The 18,043-nt window shown below is 69.2% G+C and carries 18 protein-coding genes; 9 read left to right on the forward strand and 9 right to left on the reverse strand.

The window, feature by feature from the left end:
- The first annotated feature begins 50 nt into the window (after positions 1-50).
- Entirely contained in the window at positions 51-623 is a 573-nt protein-coding gene (locus ACSF8R_RS13650; protein WP_434812349.1) for a GNAT family N-acetyltransferase, read from the forward strand.
- On the opposite strand, the gene ACSF8R_RS13655 is transcribed toward ACSF8R_RS13650, so the two are convergent.
- On the reverse strand, positions 613-2,064 hold the full coding sequence (locus ACSF8R_RS13655; protein WP_434812350.1) for a GuaB1 family IMP dehydrogenase-related protein: 1,452 nt from the start codon (positions 2,062-2,064) through the stop codon (positions 613-615). The two genes, ACSF8R_RS13650 and ACSF8R_RS13655, sit on opposite strands and share 11 nt — an antisense overlap.
- A 167-nt stretch (positions 2,065-2,231) precedes the next feature.
- On the opposite strand from ACSF8R_RS13655, the gene ACSF8R_RS13660 reads away from it, so the two are divergent.
- Both ACSF8R_RS13660 and ACSF8R_RS13665 read left to right on the forward strand, forming a co-directional pair.
- Entirely contained in the window at positions 2,232-5,939 is a 3,708-nt protein-coding gene (locus ACSF8R_RS13660) for a multifunctional oxoglutarate decarboxylase/oxoglutarate dehydrogenase thiamine pyrophosphate-binding subunit/dihydrolipoyllysine-residue succinyltransferase subunit (protein WP_434812351.1), read from the forward strand.
- Positions 5,940-6,014: 75 nt separating this feature from the next.
- The gene (locus ACSF8R_RS13665; protein ID WP_434812352.1) at positions 6,015-6,917 is read left to right on the forward strand and encodes a diacylglycerol kinase; all 903 of its coding nucleotides are present in this window, start codon (positions 6,015-6,017) and stop codon (positions 6,915-6,917) included.
- A 97-nt stretch (positions 6,918-7,014) separates the two neighbouring features.
- Here ACSF8R_RS13665 and ACSF8R_RS13670 read toward each other — a convergent pair whose 3' ends face one another.
- Both ACSF8R_RS13670 and ACSF8R_RS13675 read right to left on the reverse strand, forming a co-directional pair.
- The gene (locus ACSF8R_RS13670) at positions 7,015-7,260 is read right to left on the reverse strand and encodes a zf-HC2 domain-containing protein (protein WP_434812353.1); all 246 of its coding nucleotides are present in this window, start codon (positions 7,258-7,260) and stop codon (positions 7,015-7,017) included.
- On the reverse strand, positions 7,257-7,853 hold the full coding sequence (locus ACSF8R_RS13675; protein WP_434812366.1) for a sigma-70 family RNA polymerase sigma factor: 597 nt from the start codon (positions 7,851-7,853) through the stop codon (positions 7,257-7,259). Before ACSF8R_RS13675 ends, ACSF8R_RS13670 begins: the two co-directional genes overlap by 4 nt.
- Before the next feature lie 112 nt (positions 7,854-7,965).
- On the opposite strand from ACSF8R_RS13675, the gene aroA reads away from it, so the two are divergent.
- Genes aroA through bcp form a run of 3 tightly spaced genes read left to right on the forward strand, consistent with a single transcriptional unit; the run spans position 7,966 to position 10,822 of the window.
- Positions 7,966-9,300 carry a 3-phosphoshikimate 1-carboxyvinyltransferase gene (gene aroA / locus ACSF8R_RS13680; RefSeq protein WP_434812354.1) on the forward strand — a complete coding sequence of 445 codons (1,335 nt, stop codon included), beginning with the start codon at positions 7,966-7,968 and terminating at the stop codon, positions 9,298-9,300.
- The gene (gene rsgA / locus ACSF8R_RS13685; protein WP_434812355.1) at positions 9,297-10,331 is read left to right on the forward strand and encodes a ribosome small subunit-dependent GTPase A; all 1,035 of its coding nucleotides are present in this window, start codon (positions 9,297-9,299) and stop codon (positions 10,329-10,331) included. The genes aroA and rsgA overlap by 4 nt, the downstream gene beginning before the upstream one ends.
- Positions 10,332-10,357: 26 nt before the next feature.
- Positions 10,358-10,822, forward strand: coding sequence for a thioredoxin-dependent thiol peroxidase (bcp, locus tag ACSF8R_RS13690; protein ID WP_434812356.1), 465 nt, complete (start codon positions 10,358-10,360; stop codon positions 10,820-10,822).
- A 17-nt stretch (positions 10,823-10,839) separates the two neighbouring features.
- Here the strand turns inward: bcp and ACSF8R_RS13695 are convergent, their stop codons facing one another.
- The gene (locus ACSF8R_RS13695) at positions 10,840-11,238 is read right to left on the reverse strand and encodes a histidine kinase (RefSeq protein ID WP_434812357.1); all 399 of its coding nucleotides are present in this window, start codon (positions 11,236-11,238) and stop codon (positions 10,840-10,842) included.
- Between the two features lie 255 nt (positions 11,239-11,493).
- Here ACSF8R_RS13695 and ACSF8R_RS13700 point away from each other — a divergent pair, with 255 nt between their 5' ends.
- Positions 11,494-11,742 carry a WhiB family transcriptional regulator gene (locus tag ACSF8R_RS13700; protein WP_047542656.1) on the forward strand — a complete coding sequence of 83 codons (249 nt, stop codon included), beginning with the start codon at positions 11,494-11,496 and terminating at the stop codon, positions 11,740-11,742.
- 42 nt (positions 11,743-11,784) lie between these two features.
- On the opposite strand, the gene ACSF8R_RS13705 is transcribed toward ACSF8R_RS13700, so the two are convergent.
- The 3 genes from ACSF8R_RS13705 to ACSF8R_RS13715 are packed head-to-tail and all read right to left on the reverse strand — an operon-like array spanning position 11,785 to position 15,184.
- Positions 11,785-13,281, reverse strand: a complete 1,497-nt coding sequence (locus ACSF8R_RS13705; protein ID WP_434812358.1) for a sensor histidine kinase — start codon at positions 13,279-13,281, stop codon at positions 11,785-11,787.
- Between the two features lie 26 nt (positions 13,282-13,307).
- Positions 13,308-14,555 carry an AAA family ATPase gene (locus tag ACSF8R_RS13710; protein WP_434812359.1) on the reverse strand — a complete coding sequence of 416 codons (1,248 nt, stop codon included), beginning with the start codon at positions 14,553-14,555 and terminating at the stop codon, positions 13,308-13,310.
- Positions 14,552-15,184 (reverse strand): hypothetical protein, encoded by a 633-nt coding sequence (locus ACSF8R_RS13715; protein ID WP_434812360.1) that lies wholly within the window; start codon positions 15,182-15,184, stop codon positions 14,552-14,554. The genes ACSF8R_RS13710 and ACSF8R_RS13715 overlap by 4 nt, the downstream gene beginning before the upstream one ends.
- 99 nt (positions 15,185-15,283) lie before the next feature.
- On the opposite strand from ACSF8R_RS13715, the gene ACSF8R_RS13720 reads away from it, so the two are divergent.
- Positions 15,284-15,565: a helix-turn-helix domain-containing protein gene (locus ACSF8R_RS13720; protein ID WP_434812361.1), complete on the forward strand. Its 282-nt coding sequence runs from the start codon at positions 15,284-15,286 to the stop codon at positions 15,563-15,565.
- 12 nt (positions 15,566-15,577) lie between these two features.
- On the opposite strand, the gene ACSF8R_RS13725 is transcribed toward ACSF8R_RS13720, so the two are convergent.
- Positions 15,578-16,156: a hypothetical protein gene (locus tag ACSF8R_RS13725; RefSeq protein WP_434812362.1), complete on the reverse strand. Its 579-nt coding sequence runs from the start codon at positions 16,154-16,156 to the stop codon at positions 15,578-15,580.
- 128 nt (positions 16,157-16,284) lie between these two features.
- Between ACSF8R_RS13725 and ACSF8R_RS13730 the strand changes: the two genes are divergently transcribed.
- The gene (locus tag ACSF8R_RS13730; RefSeq protein WP_434812363.1) at positions 16,285-16,725 is read left to right on the forward strand and encodes an Rv3235 family protein; all 441 of its coding nucleotides are present in this window, start codon (positions 16,285-16,287) and stop codon (positions 16,723-16,725) included.
- A gap of 3 nt (positions 16,726-16,728) precedes the next feature.
- Here the strand turns inward: ACSF8R_RS13730 and ACSF8R_RS13735 are convergent, their stop codons facing one another.
- Complete coding sequence (locus ACSF8R_RS13735) at positions 16,729-17,952, reverse strand: pyridoxal phosphate-dependent aminotransferase (RefSeq protein WP_434812364.1); 1,224 nt, start codon at positions 17,950-17,952, stop codon at positions 16,729-16,731.
- Between the last annotated feature and the right edge of the window lie 91 nt (positions 17,953-18,043).

Raw genomic sequence — 18,043 nt, forward strand, 5'->3', positions numbered from 1 at the left:
AGTTTACGGTACTGACGCCATGAGAACGCTCGGATGCGAGGATCGATCCCATGCATTGGATCGGCCGTGACGATACCTTCGGCATCCGCCCGTTCGGGCCCGGCGACCTCGACCAGTACCGGCAGTGGCTGCAGCCCGATCAGGACTGGCACCGCTGGGACGGGCCGTACTTTCCGAAGCTCTCCGCCACCGAGGTCGACGGCGTGTGCGATCGGCTCGCGACATCGCTCGCCGACGGGTCATACGCGTCACGTGCGCCGCTGGAGCGCGCCGTCATCGCGACGATCGCTGAGCCCGACGTGATGCTCGGCACCGTGTCGTGGCACTGGGAGTCTGAGGTCTCGGATTGGCGGCGCATGGGCATCACGGTCTACGACCCGCAGCAGCGCGGTCGCGGCGTCGGCACGGCCGCGCTCGCCCTCTGGACCGACTACCTGTTCAGGGCGACAGACGTCGTGCGGCTCGACTATTCGACCTGGTCGGGCAACGAGCGCATGCTCGCCGTCGGCAGACGCCTCGGCTTCCGCGAAGAGGCGCGCTTCCGCGACGCGCGCGTCGTGCGGGGCGAACGCTACGACTCGGTGGTCATGGGCATCTTGCGCAGCGAGTGGCCTACCAGCTGACGGGGAGCGCCTTGCCCTCTTCGTAGCCGGCGGCCGACTGCAGCCCGACCAGGGCACGGATGTGGAACTCGGGCACCGTCGCCGCTCCGGCGTACGTGAACGAAGAGCGCACACCCGAGGTGATCATGTCGAGCAGGTCCTCGACGGAAGGCCGCAGCGGATCGAGGTAGATCTTCGACGACGAGATCCCCTCGGCGAACAGCTCCTTGCGGGCACGCTCGTAGGCGTCGAGGCGACCGAAGCGCCCCTGCACAGCCTTGGTGGATGCCATGCCCCACGACTCCTTGTAGACCCGGCCGGCCGCATCGACCTGCAGCCTGCCCGGTGCCTCGATCGTTCCGGCGAACCACGAGCCGATCATGACCGACGCCGCCCCCGCCGCGAGCGCCAGTGCGACGTCGCGGGGGTAGCGCACGCCGCCGTCGGCCCAGACGTGCGCACCGTGCTCGGCGGCGGCCTGCGCCGTCTCAAGCACCGCTGAGAACTGGGGCCGCCCGACTGCGGTCATCATGCGGGTCGTGCACATCGCACCCGGCCCGACGCCGACCTTGAGGATGTTGGCGCCGGCGTCGACAAGGTCGTGGACGCCGTCGGCCGTCACGATGTTGCCTGCCGCGATCGGCACGTGGAGCCCGAGTTCGGCGACCGCACGCAGCGCATCGAGCATGCCCTCCTGGTGGCCGTGAGCCGTGTCGACGACGAGCACATCGACGCCGGCCGCGGCGAGCGCGCGGGCCTTCGCCGCGACGTCGCCGTTGATGCCGATCGCGGCGGCGACGATGAGTCGGCCGTCGGCGTCCACCGCCGGCCGGTAGAGGGTGGAGCGCAGCGCCGACCGCTGCGACAACGTGCCGACGAGGTACCCGTGGTGCAGCACGCACACGGTTTCGGCCTCGGCAGCGACCAACAGGTCGAAGGCCTGACGGGCATCGGCGACGTCGTCGGCGTCGATGGATGCGGCGCGGCCTCGGGCGAGGTCGCCGAGTCTCGCGTCGGGCAGAGCCGTGCCGAGCCTGCTGGCGGGCACGATGCCGAGGATGTCGTCGACGTGCGGCGACTCGTGTGCCGCGACCACGATCCCGTGCCCGTCGGTGGCGGGGAGCAGCTGCGCGGCGTCGGCGACGGTCGTGTCCGGCGGCAGCACGAGCGGGGTGTCCCACGGCACCGGCTGGTCTTTGACCCAGCGGATCGCGGCATCCAATTCTTGCAGCGGCATGTCCTGCGGCAGCACGCCGAGTCCGCCGCGGCGCGCGAGGGTCGCGGCCAGTCGCGGCCCGGTGACCGAGTTCATGTTCGACGACACGAGCGGGATGGTCGCCGTCGTCCCGTCGCGGGGCGACAGATCGACGTCGAGTCTGCTCGTGACCGCCGAGCGCCGAGGCGTCAGGAACACGTCGGAATACGTGAGGTCGACCGTGGGTCGTTCGCCCGAGAACTGCATGGGGCCCACGCTACCGACGCCGCCGAAGTTCGGCCACGCACCGCCCAGCAGAGCGCCGGCGGGCCGCATCGACCCCCGCGAACTGAGATAACCTAGAGAAACGTGTGCGCACGCGAGCTCGCATCGCCCGCACCGACGGAATTTCATCGATGAAAGCAGGCGAATCCGTGTCCAGTCCGGTGACCGGCGTGGGAACTTCGAGCGAAGGCGAATTCGGGGCGAACGAATGGCTCGTGGCCGAGCTGTACGAGCAGTTCCGTGAGGACAAGAACTCAGTCGACAAGGAGTGGTGGCCCGTCCTCGAGGCCTATCACGCCGGGCACGGCGCGACGGAGGAGCAGGCCGCCGCACCGGCAGCGCCCGCCCCCGCGAAGAACCCTGTCGCCGACGCACCGGCCGCCCCCGCGACCGCGTCGCAGCCCGCCGCGACCGGCGGACAGCCCGTCGCACGCACGACCGCCAAGCCCGCTGCCCCGCAGCCGATCCCGGCGCAGGCACCCAAAGCGATTCCCGTCGAGGAGAAGGAAGTCGGCGAGGACGTCATCACACCGCTGCGCGGCATGTCGAAGACCCTCGCGTCGAACATGGACGAGTCCGTCACGGTACCCACCGCGACGAGCGTCCGCACGATTCCGGCGAAGCTGATGATCGACAACCGCATCGTCATCAACAACCACATGTCGCGCACGCGTGGCGGCAAGGTGAGCTTCACCCACATGATCGGCTGGGCGCTCATCCAGGCGCTCAAGGCGTTCCCGAGCCAGAACGTGTACTACACCGAGCAGGACGGCAAGCCCGCCGTCGTCGCGCCGGCCCACATCAACCTCGGCATCGCGATCGATCTCCCCAAGCCCGACGGCACCCGCGCACTGATGGTCCCGTCCATCAAGCACGCCGAGTCGCTCACGTTCAACGAGTACCTGGCCGCGTACGAAGACCTCGTCAAGCGAGCACGCGGCAACAAGCTCACCGCGGCCGATTTCGCGGGTACGACGATCTCGCTCACCAACCCCGGCGGGATCGGCACCGTGCACTCGGTGCCTCGCCTCATGAAGGGCCAGGGCGCCATCATCGGCGCCGGCGCTCTCGACTACCCGGCCGAGTTCCAGGGTTCGAGTGCCAAGACGCTCATCGAGCTCGGCATCGGCAAGACGATCACGCTCACCAGCACCTACGACCACCGCGTCATCCAGGGCGCTGGTTCCGGCGAATTCCTCAAGATCGTCCAAGAGTTCCTCATCGGCGAGCGCGGCTTCTACGAGGGGATCTTCGCGGCGCTGCGCATTCCGTACGCGCCGATCCACTGGGCCAACGACATCAACGTCGACCTCGCGGAGCGGATCGACAAGGCCGCCCGCGTGCAGGAGCTCATCAACTCCTACCGTGTGCGCGGCCACCTCATGGCCGACATCGACCCGCTCGAGTACGTGCAGCGCACGCATGCCGACCTCGAGATCGAGTCGCACGGCCTGACCTTCTGGGACCTCGACCGCGAATTCGTCACCGGCGGCTTCGGCGGCAAGCGCACGATGAAGTTGCGCGACATCCTCGGCGTGCTGCGCGACTCGTACTGCCGCACGATCGGCATTGAGTACATGCACATCCAAGACCCCGCCCAGCGGGCGTGGTTCCAGCAGAACCTCGAGGTCAAGTACGAAAAGCCGGGTCACGACGAGCAGATGCGTGTGCTCGGCAAGCTCAACGAGGCCGAGGCGTTCGAGACCTTCCTGCAGACCAAGTACGTCGGCCAGAAGCGCTTCAGCCTCGAGGGTGGCGAGTCGCTCATCCCGTTGCTCGACGAGATTCTTCAGGGTGCGGCCGGGGCGGGCCTCGACGGCGCAGCCATCGGCATGGCGCACCGTGGTCGCCTGAACGTCCTCACCAACATCGCCGGCAAGACGTACAGCCAGATCTTCCGCGAGTTCGAGGGATCGGTCGCGATCGGTTCGAAGCGCGGCTCGGGCGATGTGAAGTACCACCTCGGCACAGAGGGCACGTTCGTGTCGGATGCCGGTGAAGAGCTGCCCGTGTACCTCGCGGCCAACCCGTCGCACCTCGAGACGGTCGACGGTGTGCTCGAGGGCATCGTCCGCGCCAAGCAGGACCGCCTGCCGTTCGGAACGTTCTCGTGGCTGCCGATCCTGGTGCACGGCGACGCAGCCTTCGCGGGCCAGGGCGTCGTGGTCGAGACGCTGCAGATGTCGCAGCTGCGCGGCTACCGCACGGGCGGCACCGTGCACGTCGTCGTCAACAACCAGGTCGGGTTCACGACGCTGCCGCAGGACGCCCGCACGTCGGTGTACGCCACCGACGTCGCCAAGACGATCCAGGCGCCCATCTTCCACGTGAACGGCGACGACCCAGAAGCCGTCATCCGCGTTGCAGAGTTGGCCTTCCGCTATCGCCAGGAGTTCCAGCGCGACGTCGTCATCGACCTCGTCTGCTATCGCCGCCGCGGTCACAACGAGGGCGACGACCCGTCGATGACGCAGCCGCTGATGACGAACCTCATCGAGGCCAAGCGGTCGGTGCGTCGTCTGTACACCGAATCGCTCGTCGGTCGCGGCGACATCACCGAGGACGAGTACGAGAAGGCCAAGCAGGACTTCCAGAACCGTCTCGAGATCGCGTTCGCCGAGACCCACGCGGCCGAGACCGGCTCGTCGGGCATCGTGAACACCGACACGGGCACGGTCGACGTCGCCGTCGGCGAGCCCGAGACGACCGGGGTCACCGTCGACACGGTGCACCGGATCGGTGACGCGTTCGTCAACAAGCCCGAGGGCTTCACGGTGCACACGAAGCTGCAGCAGCTGCTCGACAAGCGCCACCAGATGAGCCGCAACGGCGCCATCGACTGGGGCTTCGGCGAACTGCTCGCGTTCGGTTCGCTGCTGATCGAGGGCACGAACGTCCGCCTCGCCGGCCAGGACTCGCGCCGTGGCACGTTCGTGCAGCGGCATTCCGTGTTCCACGACCGTGCCAACGGTCAGGAATGGCTGCCGCTGGCGAACGTCGCCGAAGACCAGGGCCGCTTCTACGTCTACGACTCGCTGCTGAGCGAGTACGCGGCGATGGCGTTCGAATACGGGTACTCCGTCGAGCGCCCCGACACGCTCACCCTGTGGGAGGCGCAGTTCGGCGACTTCGCCAACGGCGCGCAGTCGGTCATCGACGAGTTCATCTCGTCGGCCGACCAGAAGTGGAGCCAGCAGTCGAGCGTCGTGCTGCTGCTCCCCCACGGTTACGAGGGCCAGGGTCCCGACCACTCTTCGGCTCGCATCGAGCGCTACCTGCAGATGTGCGCGCAGGAGAACATGACCGTCGCGCGTCCGTCGACGCCGGCCTCGTACTTCCACCTGCTGCGCCGTCAGGCGTACGCGCGCCCCCGTCGCCCGCTCATCGTGTTCACCCCGAAGGCGATGCTGCGTCTTCGCGGCGCGACGAGCCCCGTCGAGGACTTCACGAAGGGTCGTTTCGAACCGGTCATCGACGACGCCCGCGGCATCGACAAGTCGGCCGTCAAGCGCGTCCTGCTCCACTCGGGCAAGATCCACTGGGACCTCGTCTCCGAGCTCGACAAGAAGCCGAACCCCGAGATCGCGCTGGTGCGTGTCGAGCAGCTGTACCCGGCGCCGATCGACGAGCTCAACGCCGTCATCGACAGCTACCCGAACGCCCAGCTCGTCTGGGTGCAGGACGAGCCCGAGAACCAGGGCGCCTGGCCGTTCATCGCACTCGAGATCGTCAAGCACCTGCACGGGCGCACGATCCGTCGCGTCTCACGCGCCGCCGCAGCCTCGACGGCGACGGGTTCGCCGAAGGTGCACGCGATCGAGCAGGCGGCCCTGCTCGAGAAGGCACTCACCGTCTGATCTTGACGATGACGAAGGGCGGATGCTACGGCATCCGCCCTTCGTCATCCCCCTCGCCCGAACGCCCGAGGAACCATGCATGTCGTCATCTTGAACAACCCGACCGCACGCGCCGGCGCGCACCGCCACGTCGCCGAAGCGGTCGCCGATCGGCTGCGCGAGCGCGGCATCCGCGTCGCGATGATCTCGGGCGGCAGCGCCGACGAATCCACCTCGCTGCTGCGCGCGGCGCTCGCTGCGGGGCCCGACGCCCTGCTCGTCGCCGGGGGCGACGGCACGGTGGGGCTCGCGCTGCAGGAGCTGGCCGGCACCGACGTGCCCCTCGGCATCATCCCGACGGGCACCGGCAACGATCTCGCGACGGCCATCGGACTGCACGAACTCGATCCGGGCAGCGCCGCGGATGCGGTGGCCGCCGGCCGTACCCGCCGGATCGACCTCGCACGGGTGACCCGCGCCGACGGCACCTCGCGCCTCTACGGCACCGTCCTCGCGAGCGGCTTCGACGCGAAGGTCAACGACCGCGCGAACGCGATGCGATGCCCGCGGGGCGCCATGCGCTACAACATCGCCATCCTCATCGAGTTCGTTCGCCTCACGGGCAACGCGATCGACGTGGAACTCGAACTGCCCGACGGGTCGGTCCGCACGATCGCGGGGCCGCACGTGATCACCGCGATCGGCAACGGCCCGACCTACGGCGGCGGCATCCCGATCTGTCCGGATGCCGACCTGTCCGACGGGCTGCTCGATGTCACCCTCATCCGACCCGCCGGCCGGCTGAGGCTGCTCCGGCTACTGCCGCGCGTGTATCGCGGCACGCACACGACGGTTCCCGAGGCCACGACCTGGCGGGCCCGCCGTGTCACGCTGCGCGGGTCGGGTGTGACCGCCTACGCGGACGGCGACCCGCTCGGACCGCTCCCGGTCACGATCGACCCGGTACCGACGGCAGTGCGCGTGTTCGCGCCGTCTTGATTCGCTGAGTGTCTCGATACACCGCGGCTGCGCCGCGGCACTCGACCTTGAGTCGCGATCGCGTCAACGCCGCTGCGCGGCATTGCCCCGATCCGACTCAATGGTGTGTGGCCTGCTCGGCGCGCAGCCGGGCGAGCACTTGATCGCGCAGCTGCTCGGGCGCCGTCTCCTTGCAGGCCCTGGCCACGACGGCCGTGAGGGTCGTCGCGACGAGTGCCTCGTCCCGGCATGCCGTGCAGTGCTCGAGATGCTCCTTGATGTCGGAGTGCTGGGTCTTGCACACCTCGTTGCGGAGGTACTCCTCGAGGTCTTTGCGTGCCTTGTCGCAGCCGCAATCGCTCATTTCTTGCTCCTCGTCGCGGGCACTTCGATGCCGCGCTCCTTCGCGTAGTCGGCCAGCAGCTCTCGCAGCATCCGCCTGCCACGGTGCAGGCGGCTCATGACCGTTCCGATGGGGGTCTTCATGATGTCGGCGATCTCCTGGTAGGCGAAGCCCTCGACGTCGGCGAGGTACACCGCCAACCGGAAGTCCTCGGGAATCGACTGCAGCGCGTCCTTCACGACGGACGCTGGCATGTGGTCGATCGCTTCGGCCTCCGCCGAGCGGGCGCTCGTCGCGGTCGTCGATTCGGCACCACCGAGCTGCCAGTCCTCCAGCTCGTCGATCGTGCCCTGGTACGGTTCCCGCTGCTTCTTGCGATACGTGTTGATGTACGTGTTCGTCAGGATGCGGTAGAGCCACGCCTTGAGGTTCGTCCCCTGCGTGAACGACGCCCACGACGCGAACGCCTTGACGAACGTCTCCTGCACGAGGTCCGCGGCATCGGCCGGGTTGCGCGTCATGCGCATCGCGGCGGCGTAGAGCTGGTCCATGAACGGGAGTGCCTGCTCTTCGAACTGTGCGCGCGGATCGGCGGCGGCGACCTGATCTTCCATCGCCCGCCAGTCTATGTCGCCGTCCCAGACGTCGCGCGAGAGGTCGTCTGCTATGGCGATCATGCGTCTCCTCGGGGTCGGCGGCGTGCAGGGTTCAGTAGGGTAGAACCTGATGAGCGCCGCCGGGTATTCCCACACCTCCACGACCGGAGCGGCCTGGGCCGCGCCCGTCGCCGATGAACCGGTCGAGGCCGTCGTCACGATTCCCGGATCGAAGTCCCTCACGAACCGCAAGCTCGTGCTCGCGGCGCTCTCCGACGCGCCGAGCACCTTGCACGCCCCCCTCCATTCCGACGACTCCGCGCGCATGATCGATGCGCTGCGCGCGCTCGGCGTGACCATCGACGAGGTCGACCGCGACGGCGAGTTCGGCCCCGACCTGCGAATCACCCCGCCGGCGCGACTGCGCGGCGACACCGTCATCGACTGCGGCCAGGCCGGCACCGTCATGCGGTTCGTGACGCCGCTCGCCGGGCTCGCGACGGGCGAGGTCACCCTCACGGCGCACGAGAGCGCGCTGCACCGTCCGATGGGCGTCATGATCAAGGCGCTGCGCGACGTCGGCGTCGACATCGACGACGGTGGACGCTGGGCATTGCCGTTCGTCGTGCACGGCCACGGCCACGTCCGCGGCGGCGAAGTGCAGATCGATGCGAGCTCGTCGAGCCAGTTCGTCTCCGGCCTGCTCCTGGCCGCACCCCGCTTCGATGTCGGCCTGCACCTTATCCACACCGGCGAACGGCTGCCGAGCCTGCCGCACATCGACATGACGATCGAGGCGCTGGCGCGGCGTGGGGTGCACGTCGAGCACCCGCAGCCGAACGAGTGGCTCGTTCCGGCAAGTCCTTTGCGCGGCCGCGACACGGCGATCGAGCCCGACCTGTCCAACGCCGCGCCGTTCCTCGCAGCGGCGCTCGTGACCGGTGGACACGTCTCGGTGCCCGGGTGGCCTGCCAGTTCGACGCAGCCCGGCGCCCTGCTGACCGACATCCTCACGGTGCTCGGCGGACGGTCCTCACGTCGCGGTGGTGTGCTCACCGTCACCGGTGGCGACCGGATCGCGGGCGTCGACCTCGATCTCACCGCGGCGAGCGAACTGACGCCGACCCTGTTCGCCCTCGCGGCGCTCGCCGATGCCCCGACCACGCTCCACGGCGTCGGGCACATCCGCGGACACGAGACCGATCGGATCGCGGCACTCGTCGCGAACCTCCGCGCCCTCGGCGGAGACGCGGAGGAACTGCCCGACGGCATCCGCGTCACGCCCGCTCCCCTGCACGGCGGCACCTGGCGCGCCTTCCACGATCACCGCATCGCGACGGCGGGGGCGATCATCGGATTGCGGGTTCCGGGTGTCGAGGTCGACGACATCGGCACGACCGCGAAGACCATGCCGCAGTTCCCCGAGCTCTGGCAGCGCATGCTCGACGGGACCGCGCCCGCGTGAGCTGGCTCGACGACGTCGACGACGACGAGCCCGACTACGAGGCCGACGTCCGCGTCCGGCCGAACCCGAAGGCCAACCGTCCCCGCACCAAGCGCCGCCCGGCGCACAACGACGCCGAGATCGCGCGCGTCCTCGGCGTCGATCGCGGCCGGTACACCGTGCTCGTCGGTGAAGACACCCCCGCCGAGCGGCAGGTGCTCGCAACCCGCGCGCGGGAACTGCGCAAGCAGCCGATCGTCACGGGCGACCGGGCACGCGTCGTCGGCGACACCAGCGGCGACGACGGCAGCCTGGCCCGGATCGTGGGCATCGAGGAGCGCACATCGCTGCTGCGGCGCAGCGCCGACGACACCGACCAGGTCGAGCGCGTCGTGGTCGCCAACGCCGACCAGATGCTGGTCGTCGTCGCGGCAGCCGACCCGGAGCCGCGCCCGCGCCTCGTGGACCGCTACCTCATCGCGGCGCTGGATGCCGGCATCCATCCCATGCTGGTGGTGACGAAGACCGATGTGGCCGACCCGACGCCGTTCCTGACCCACTTCGAGGGCGTCGACGATCTCGAGGTGTTCACGAGTGGACGCGATGCGATGCCGGTCGAAGAGATCGGTGCCCGGCTCGTCGGGCATTCGACGGTTTTCGTCGGGCACTCCGGCGTCGGAAAGTCGACGCTCGTGAACGCACTCGTGCCCGGCGCCGGGCGCGCGACGGGCCATGTCAACGAGGTGACCGGGCGGGGCCGGCACACGTCGAGTTCGACCGTGTCGCTTCGCTACGCGGGCGACGCCGGCAAGGGCTGGGTCATCGACACCCCGGGTGTGCGCTCGTTCGGGCTCGGCCACGTCGACCCCGCGAACATCCTCAAGGCGTTCACCGATCTCGCCGCCGTCGCCGAGGAGTGCCCGCGCGGGTGCACGCACCTGCCCGATGCGCCCGACTGCGCCATCGTCGAAGCCGTGGATGCCGGCCGTCTCGGCGAGCGCGGCGCGGCACGCCTCGATTCGCTGCAGCGACTGCTCGCGACGTTCGGGTGAGGCCGGTTCACACCTAGGCTGGAGGCATGACGCGCCTGGAACCCGGTACCCCCGCTCCCGATTTCACCCTCGTCGATCAGGACGGCGCCGACGTGTCGTTGACGGATCTTCGCGGGCAGCAGGTGGTGGTCTTCTTCTATCCTGCGGCCATGACGCCGGGCTGCACGAAAGAGGCGTGCGACTTTCGCGACAGCCTCGCCCCGCTGCATGCGGCCGGCTACACGGTGCTCGGCATCTCCCGCGATGAGCCGGCAAAGCTGCGCGAGTTCCGCGAACGCGATGCGCTCACGTACCCGCTGCTGAGCGATCCCGACCACGCCGTGCACGCCGCGTACGGCGCCTGGGGCGAGAAGATGAACTACGGCAAGGTCGTCGAGGGCGTCATCCGGTCGACGTTCGTCATCGACGCCGACGGCGTCATCGCCCACGCCCTCTACAACGTGAAGGCGACCGGGCACGTGGCGCGCGTTCGCAGCCTGCTGGGCGTGTGACGCAACGCCCGTCGCTGTCAGTTCGTCGGGAGGTCGCCGCGTCGTCGTGCGGCGGCACGTGACCCTGCGATCAGCAGGATCAACCCGAGCACGGCCGGTGCTGCCAACGCGAGCGCGATCAGCGGGTGCGCGTACTGCCCCGTGAGCGCGCCGAGCGCGACGGCCAGGATGAGCAACTGTGTGACGACGCCGCCCGAGCGTCCCCACGAGGCGTCCCGGGCGATCGCCACGGCGAACGCGACGACCGCTGCGGCGCCGATGGCGGTGAGCACCAGCAGCGCGATCGCACTCGAGACGGAGTCGGTGTCGCCGCTGACGAGGGCGACGAGCTGCCACCCCACAAGCACGACCAGGCCGAGGCCCTCGAGCCCGACCAGCACGGCGGCGGTCCGTTCGCTCGATGCGATCCGCGTCACCCGACAACTCCTCGCCGCGTGCCGAGTTTGTGCAGATCACTCAATCGCATCGAGCGTACGCACAGCATCCTGTACAGGAAACACGCTGTTAACCCTTGATTCACATCCGCGCGCATGGGACGATGGTAGAAGCCGTGTGCTCCCACAGCGCAGTGGGGCGAGCGTCAGCTCGCACTCCACCAGGGTACTCGACGTCCCGAAGCGTCCCGACCCACCACCTCCCCCCCAATTCGAATCGCATCAAGGAGCATCCCTATGGATTGGCGCGACAAGTCCGCCTGCCTCACTGTCGACCCCGAGCTGTTCTTCCCCGTCGGAAACACCGGCCCCGCCGTCGACCAGATCGAGAAGGCGAAGGCCGTCTGCGCACGATGCACGGTGACCGAGGTCTGCTTGCAGTACGCCCTCGAGACCGGTCAGGACTCGGGCGTGTGGGGCGGCCTCTCCGAAGATGAGCGTCGCGCGCTCAAGCGCCGCGCCGCCCGCGCCCGCCGCGCTTCCTGATCTCCCGCTGATCCGGCGCGCTGTGCGCCTGATCAGCCGGCGTCACCCCGCCGACCGGTCGATGTAGCGCAGCGGGATGTCGATCGTCACCTCGGTGCCGCTGCCCATCATTGTGTGCCAGTCGATGGTTCCCGACAGCTCCCCCTGAATAAGGGTGCGCACGATCTGCGTGCCGAGGCCTCGGCCGACCTGCCCTTCGGGCAGTCCCACGCCGGTGTCGCGCACCTGCACCGCCAGGCGGTCGAGCGTACGCTCGGCGACGATCTCGACGTCGCCTTCCTTGTCTGCGAGGCCGTGCTCGACGGCGTTGGTCACGAGCTCGGTCAGTGCGAGCGCCAGCGGCGTCGCGTACTCGCTCGGCAGCGTGCCGAACGTGCCCTTCTTGTGCGTTCGCGCGCGGGTGTTCGGCGCCGCCGCGACTTCGGCGACCAGCTTGATGACGCGCTCGAACACCTCGTCGAAGTCGACGTTCTGCGCGAGTCCTTCCGAGAGGGTGTCGTGCACCACGGCGATCGCCGACACCCGTCGCATCGCCTGCGTGAGCGCGTCGCGCGCTTCGTCGGAGTGCGTGCGTCGCGCCTGGATGCGCAGCAGCGACGCGACGGTCTGCAGGTTGTTCTTGACGCGATGGTGGATCTCGCGGATCGTCGCGTCCTTCGTGATGAGTTCCTGCTCCTGATGGCGGATCTCGGTCACGTCGCGGCACAGCACGATCGCGCCGATACGGGTGCCGTGGTCGCGCAGCGGAATCGTGCGCAGCGAGACGGTCACACCGCGGGCGTCGATGTCGGCGCGCCACGGCGCCCGACCGGCCATGACGATCGGAAGCGACTCGTCGAACTGCTGCTGATTGCCGGGCAGGATCTTCGTCGCCACCTCGATCAGCGGCTCCCCCTCGAGCTCATCCTCGAACCCGAGCCGGTTGAACGCCGACAGGGCGTTGGGGTTGGCGAAGGTCGTGATGCCGTCGACGTCGAGCCGGATGAGTCCGTCGGAGGCGCGCGGCGCACCCCGGCGTGGTGAGGTGGGTGCCGCCAGGTCGGGGAAGTCTGCCGAGGCGATCATGCCGAACAGGTCGTCCGCGCAGGCGTTGAACGTGATCTGCTGCCGAGAGGGCGTACGTGCCTCGCCGAGATTGGTGTGTCGCGTCAGGACGCCGATCGGTGTCGCCGGCGCATCACCGTTGCTGCGCTGTCGCACGATCGGCACCGCACGCACGCGCGTGGGCGTCTCTTCGAACCAGTCCGGTGACGCGGAGTCGACGATCCGGCCGTCCGTGAACGCCCCGACCACCTGTGTACGCCACTGCGGCCGCACGAGGTCGCCGACGATGTCTCGGTAGAACAGGGTCGCAGCTCCGCTCGGCCGCGCGTGCGCGACCGCGATGAACGAGTCGTCTGCCGTCGGCACCCAGATGACGATGTCGGCGAACGCGAGGTCTGCCAGCAGTTGCCCGTCACCGGCGAGGCGGTGCAGCCACTCGACGTCGGCCTCACTGGAACGACCCTGGGCATAGACGAGATCACTGAGCGTCGACACCGTCTCAGACTAGCGGCGCCGTCTGCTCACGCCGCCCGCGCCCCAACCCGCCGGCGCGTTGCCCGCCGCGCCGGCGGAGCGGTCACGGGCACCGGCGGCGCGATTGCCTCACCCACGAATCGCCGCAGCGCCGAGGTCAGCGCCGACCTGGGCGAAGTGAGCGCGATGGGACGGGCGCTGAGCAGCGCCGCATCGACGCCCTTGGCATCCCACGGCACGAACCACACCTCATCGACACCCGCGAACCGCTCCAGCGTGCGTCGCACCTGTCCACGGGCGTCGATACCCAGTGCGCCCGAACGGGTCTTGTTCACGAGCACGCGCAGTCGCGCGTTCGGTGCAGCGGCGCGCAGCTCGGGGTACGCGCGCACGAACCGCGAGACCGACACCGGGTCGGCGGCGACGACAGCCACGACGACGTCGGCACACGCGAGCGCCGCCAGGGTGGCCGCGTTTCTGCGGGGGCCATCGAGATCGCTCACGATCTCCTCGTCCTGCTCCAGCGGCGCGGCCACATCGACGACCGTGTCGTCCGCCCATGCGGTGCATGCGCTCAGCGCACCCGTCACCCGCGCACGGTCGAGCTCGGGCCAGCGCCCGGGACGGTTGATGCCGGTGAGCACGTCGACGTTCCCGAGCGATTCGCTGATGCGGCTGAGCTCGGCGGCATCAAGGCTGTCGCGACCAGCCTGCCGGCACGCGGCCGCGAACCCGGGTCCCTCGTCGGGAAGGCCCGTCGCGAGGGCGATGGAGGGCGCGTGCGAGTCGGCATCGACCAATGCCACGTGCCGTCCGTCACGGGCGAGTTCGCACGCGAGTTCGACAGCGATCGTGGATCGCCCAGGCGCACCGCCCGGGCCCCAGACGACGATGACGCGGCCCGCGGCGGGCGGAGGCGGCGCGTCTTCACCGGGCGGTTCGAGCAGATCGGCCGGGTCGTCGTCGATGCCGCGTGCGCTGATCCCGAAGACGGCGGCAACTCGACGATCGGCGTCGCGGGCGCACAAGGCGATGATCCGAACGCCGAACCTGTCGCAGGCGCGAACGAGTTCAGCGGTGAGCGTCGCCCGCCCCGTCTCGACGATCAGCACGTCGGCGCGGGCGAGTTCGCCGAGCAGTTCGGCTGCCTCGGGACCGGCCATCGCATCCGCGGCAGCCGCCGCGGGTGCGTCCGACGCGAGCACGCCACGCACGTCGACCTCGGCGTCGACATCGGGAAGGTCCGCCGCGAGGGCCTGCCCACGGGCCCCGTCGACGGCGATCAGCACCCTCACGAGCCGCTCCCGGATGCCGGCACCACCGACAGGCTGTCGCCCGCTGCGACGGCCGCGAGGACCGCGGGCACCTCGGCACGCTCGACGACGACCTCCAGCGAAACCTCGGCGTCACCGACGACCGCATCGTCTCGGGCGATCGAGACCACCGTTGCCGACGCGACGAGAATGCGGGGCGTGTCGAAGCTCGACTGGTCGAGTCGGGGTGCATGCCACACCTCGACCGACGCGCCCTTCTCGACGGATGCCGGCACATCGCCGTCACTGGCGAGCACGACGGTCGTCGTCGTCACCGCATCGGACGCCGTGACCGCGCTCTGTGGCACGAGTTCGCCTCGTTCGATCGTGCGCACCGCGATCGAACCGGGTTCGAGTGTGCCCGGAGCCGCGTACACCCCGCCGACCTGACCGAGGGCGACCTCGACGACCTGCAAGTCGTCGGCGCTGACCGGCTCACCCGCGACGATCGTCGACTGTGCGGCGAACACCGGCGCGGTCTGCCGCGCGGCCGCCACGACGAACCAGACCCCGGCGACGCTGGCGATGACGAGGACGATGCCGAGGAGGAATCGGGCGTCCGCCCAGAATGCACGGGCGCGGGGAGGACGGGCGGCGGTCGGACTGCTCATGGCCTCATCGTGACGCACCCGCGGCTTCGACGCCGCGGGTTATCCACAGCGGGCCCCGTCGCCGCCCCTCCCCCGTTCATACAGGCGCATAATGGCGACATGCCCGAAAACCCCCCGTCCGACGTGCGCATGATCGCACCGGCACAGGTGGCCGAAATGCTCGAACTCGACGTCCACGATGTCGTCGCGCTCGTGCTCGACGGTCGCTTGCGCGGAGCCAAGGTCGGCTCCCCCGGTCGATGGCGCATCGAAACCGCGAGTGTCGAGGAGTACCTCGACGATCAAGCCGAGGAGGCCCGCCGCATGGCGCTGTGGCGCGAATCGAACGCGGCGAGCTTTCCCGAACTGTGGGGGCGCGGCCCGGTCCGGCGCGGCGACTGACGTCGGCGGCCCTCAGATCCGGAGGCCGTCGCCCTCGACCACGACCGAAGCGATCGCGGTGAAGGGCACGATGCGGTGCCCGCGGAGCTCTGCCGCGCGTCGCGGCGCGCCGACATCGTGCATCGCGAGGTCGAAGTGGTCCGCGCCGGCACGGTCGATCGTGCCGGTGACCTCCCGCCCCGACGCAGTTCGCACGACGACGGTGCATCTGCGGCGCACGAGGTCGCGAAGGGCGTAGCCGAACGTCATCCGCTCCGACAGGCGCGCGCCCGGCGTCGGCCGCGCACTGCGCAGCACGTCGACGTGCGGGAGGGCGACCGCGACGATCGCAAGGAACGGTACGAGCACCACCCGCTCCCCCAACGATACGGCGACCCAGTCCGCGCCGATCCCTGCAAGACGGCCGGTCACGGCGCTCCCGTCGATCAAGTCGATCACCGGCTCGGCGTTCGCAGCGGCCGACAGGCGTTCGCGCAGCGTCAGTTTGGCCAGACGCAGCCGCTCGGCCTCGGTGTCGAGCGCGGCGCGCTCGGCCTCCCACTCGGAGTCGAGCTGGTCTTCGAGGTCTTCGAAGAATCGGTCCCATCGCACGGCGAGCAGATTAGCCCGACCCTCGACACCCCCGCGTCATTTATCCACATGTTGGAGTTTTCTCATCCGGAGGGCTCCGCGTCTGTGCTCGACTGTGTTGCACGAGACCGCTCGAGAGAGGCCTTCGCATGGTTCCGACCGCTGCCGCGCCAGCGCGCGCTGCCCGCCGGATGACCGATCAGCTCGCGCTGAACGAGTACTTCGCACCACAACGCACGACCGCAGACGAACTGCCCGACCCTGAGCCGCTGTTGCACAACCTCACGATCGGCGTGCTCGAAGTGCTCGCCGGGGTGCGTGAAGTCGAGCAGCTTGCGCGGTGGCTCACCGAAGACGCGTACGCCAAGCTCGTCACCCGCGCCAACCTGTCGGCCCGTGCTCGAAGCGCCCGCAACCAGTCGGTCGCACGTCCGGTGCACGAGATCCTCAGCATCCGCCACTCCGCACCCGCCGACAGCGCGGTCGAGGGGGTCGTCATCGTCGCAAGCCCCGCGCGAACGCGAGCCGTCGCGATCCGCCTCGAAGGCTGGGACGGCCGCTGGCGCGCGACCTCGCTCGCCCTGCTGTGACCGCTACTGGCGGTACGACGACAAGAAGTTGCCGAGCCGCTCGACGGCCTCGCTGAGCACCCGCGCCTCGGGGAGCGTCACGATACGCAGGTGATCGGGCGTCGGCCAGTTGAACCCCGTCCCCTGCACGAGCAGCACATGCTCGGCCACGAGGAAGTCATAGACGAGCTTCGCGTCGTCGTGGATCTCGTAGACCTCGGGATCCAACCGCGGAAAGGCGTAGAGCGCGCCCTGCGGCTTCAAGCAGGTCACACCGGGGATCTTCTGCAGTCCCTCCCACGCGGCATCCCGCTGCTCGTGCAGCCTGCCGGTGGGGCCGATGAGCGCATCGATCGACTGCACGCCCGACAGCGCCGCCTGCACGGCATACTGCGCGGGAACGTTCGGACACAGCCGCGTGGATGCCAGCAGCTGGATGCCTTCCAGGAAGCCGGCCGCGTGTCGCTTGGGGCCCGTGATGACCATCCACCCGGAGCGGTATCCGGCGACGCGGTAGGTCTTCGACAGCCCGTTGTAGGTGAGGCAGAGCAGATCGGGTGCGAGGGTGGCGAGCGGAATGTGCTGCGCATCGTCGAACAGGATGCGGTCGTAGATCTCGTCGGACAACAGCAGCAGGTCGTGCTCCCGCGCGATCTGCACGATGCCCTCGAGCACCTCGCGCGTGTAGACGGCGCCGGTGGGGTTGTTCGGGTTGATCACGACGATCGCCTTGGTGTTCGGCGTGATCTTCTCGCGGATGTCGTCCAGGTCGGGCTGCCAGCCGTTGTCGTTGTCGCACCGGTAGTGCACGGGGGTACCACCGGCAAGGCTCGTCATCGCGGTCCACAGCGGATAGTCGGGCGCGGGGATCAGCACTTCGTCGCCGGCGTCGAGGAGCGCCTGCATCGTCATGGTGATCAGCTCTGACACACCGTTGCCGAGGTACACGTCGTCGGGGTCGAACGACGGGAATCCGGGGACCTGTTCGTAGCGCGAGACGATCGCCCGACGCGCCGACATGATGCCGCGGCTGTCGCTGTACCCGTGCGCGTGCGGCACCGACTCGATCATGTCGCGCACGATCTGGAACGGCGCCTCGAACCCGAAGATGGCGGGGTTGCCCGTGTTGAGCTTGAGGATCGTGTGCCCGTCGGCCTCCAGCCGGTCGGCCTCCACCAGGGCGGCGCCACGAATCTCGTAGAGGACGTCCTTCAGCTTCGACGACTGGTCCAGGATGCGGCGGCTCATCGGTTCAGGATATCGCCGCCACGACCGGGCCAATCGCCGATCCGCGGACCCTCTCCGGATCTGCAGGGTCGGTGCGTTTCGTCTCGCTGCG

It is taken from the genome of Microbacterium sp. bgisy189 (assembly GCF_965345345.1).
Classification (GTDB): domain Bacteria; phylum Actinomycetota; class Actinomycetes; order Actinomycetales; family Microbacteriaceae; genus Microbacterium.

Coding starts and splice junctions, on each gene's coding strand:
- ACSF8R_RS13675 (WP_434812366.1), bottom strand. CDS start 7,853: ATGGAAGATCAGGTCGCCGCCGCCGATCCGCGCGCACAGTTCGAAGAG.
- ACSF8R_RS13700 (WP_047542656.1), top strand. CDS start 11,494: ATGGATTGGCGCGACAAGTCCGCCTGCCTCACTGTCGACCCCGAGCTG.
- ACSF8R_RS13720 (WP_434812361.1), top strand. CDS start 15,284: ATGCCCGAAAACCCCCCGTCCGACGTGCGCATGATCGCACCGGCACAG.
- aroA (WP_434812354.1), top strand. CDS start 7,966: ATGAGCGCCGCCGGGTATTCCCACACCTCCACGACCGGAGCGGCCTGG.
- bcp (WP_434812356.1), top strand. CDS start 10,358: ATGACGCGCCTGGAACCCGGTACCCCCGCTCCCGATTTCACCCTCGTC.
- ACSF8R_RS13665 (WP_434812352.1), top strand. CDS start 6,015: ATGCATGTCGTCATCTTGAACAACCCGACCGCACGCGCCGGCGCGCAC.
- ACSF8R_RS13730 (WP_434812363.1), top strand. CDS start 16,285: ATGGTTCCGACCGCTGCCGCGCCAGCGCGCGCTGCCCGCCGGATGACC.
- ACSF8R_RS13655 (WP_434812350.1), bottom strand. CDS start 2,064: ATGCAGTTCTCGGGCGAACGACCCACGGTCGACCTCACGTATTCCGAC.
- ACSF8R_RS13670 (WP_434812353.1), bottom strand. CDS start 7,260: ATGAGCGATTGCGGCTGCGACAAGGCACGCAAAGACCTCGAGGAGTAC.
- ACSF8R_RS13735 (WP_434812364.1), bottom strand. CDS start 17,952: ATGAGCCGCCGCATCCTGGACCAGTCGTCGAAGCTGAAGGACGTCCTC.
- ACSF8R_RS13650 (WP_434812349.1), top strand. CDS start 51: ATGCATTGGATCGGCCGTGACGATACCTTCGGCATCCGCCCGTTCGGG.
- ACSF8R_RS13715 (WP_434812360.1), bottom strand. CDS start 15,184: ATGAGCAGTCCGACCGCCGCCCGTCCTCCCCGCGCCCGTGCATTCTGG.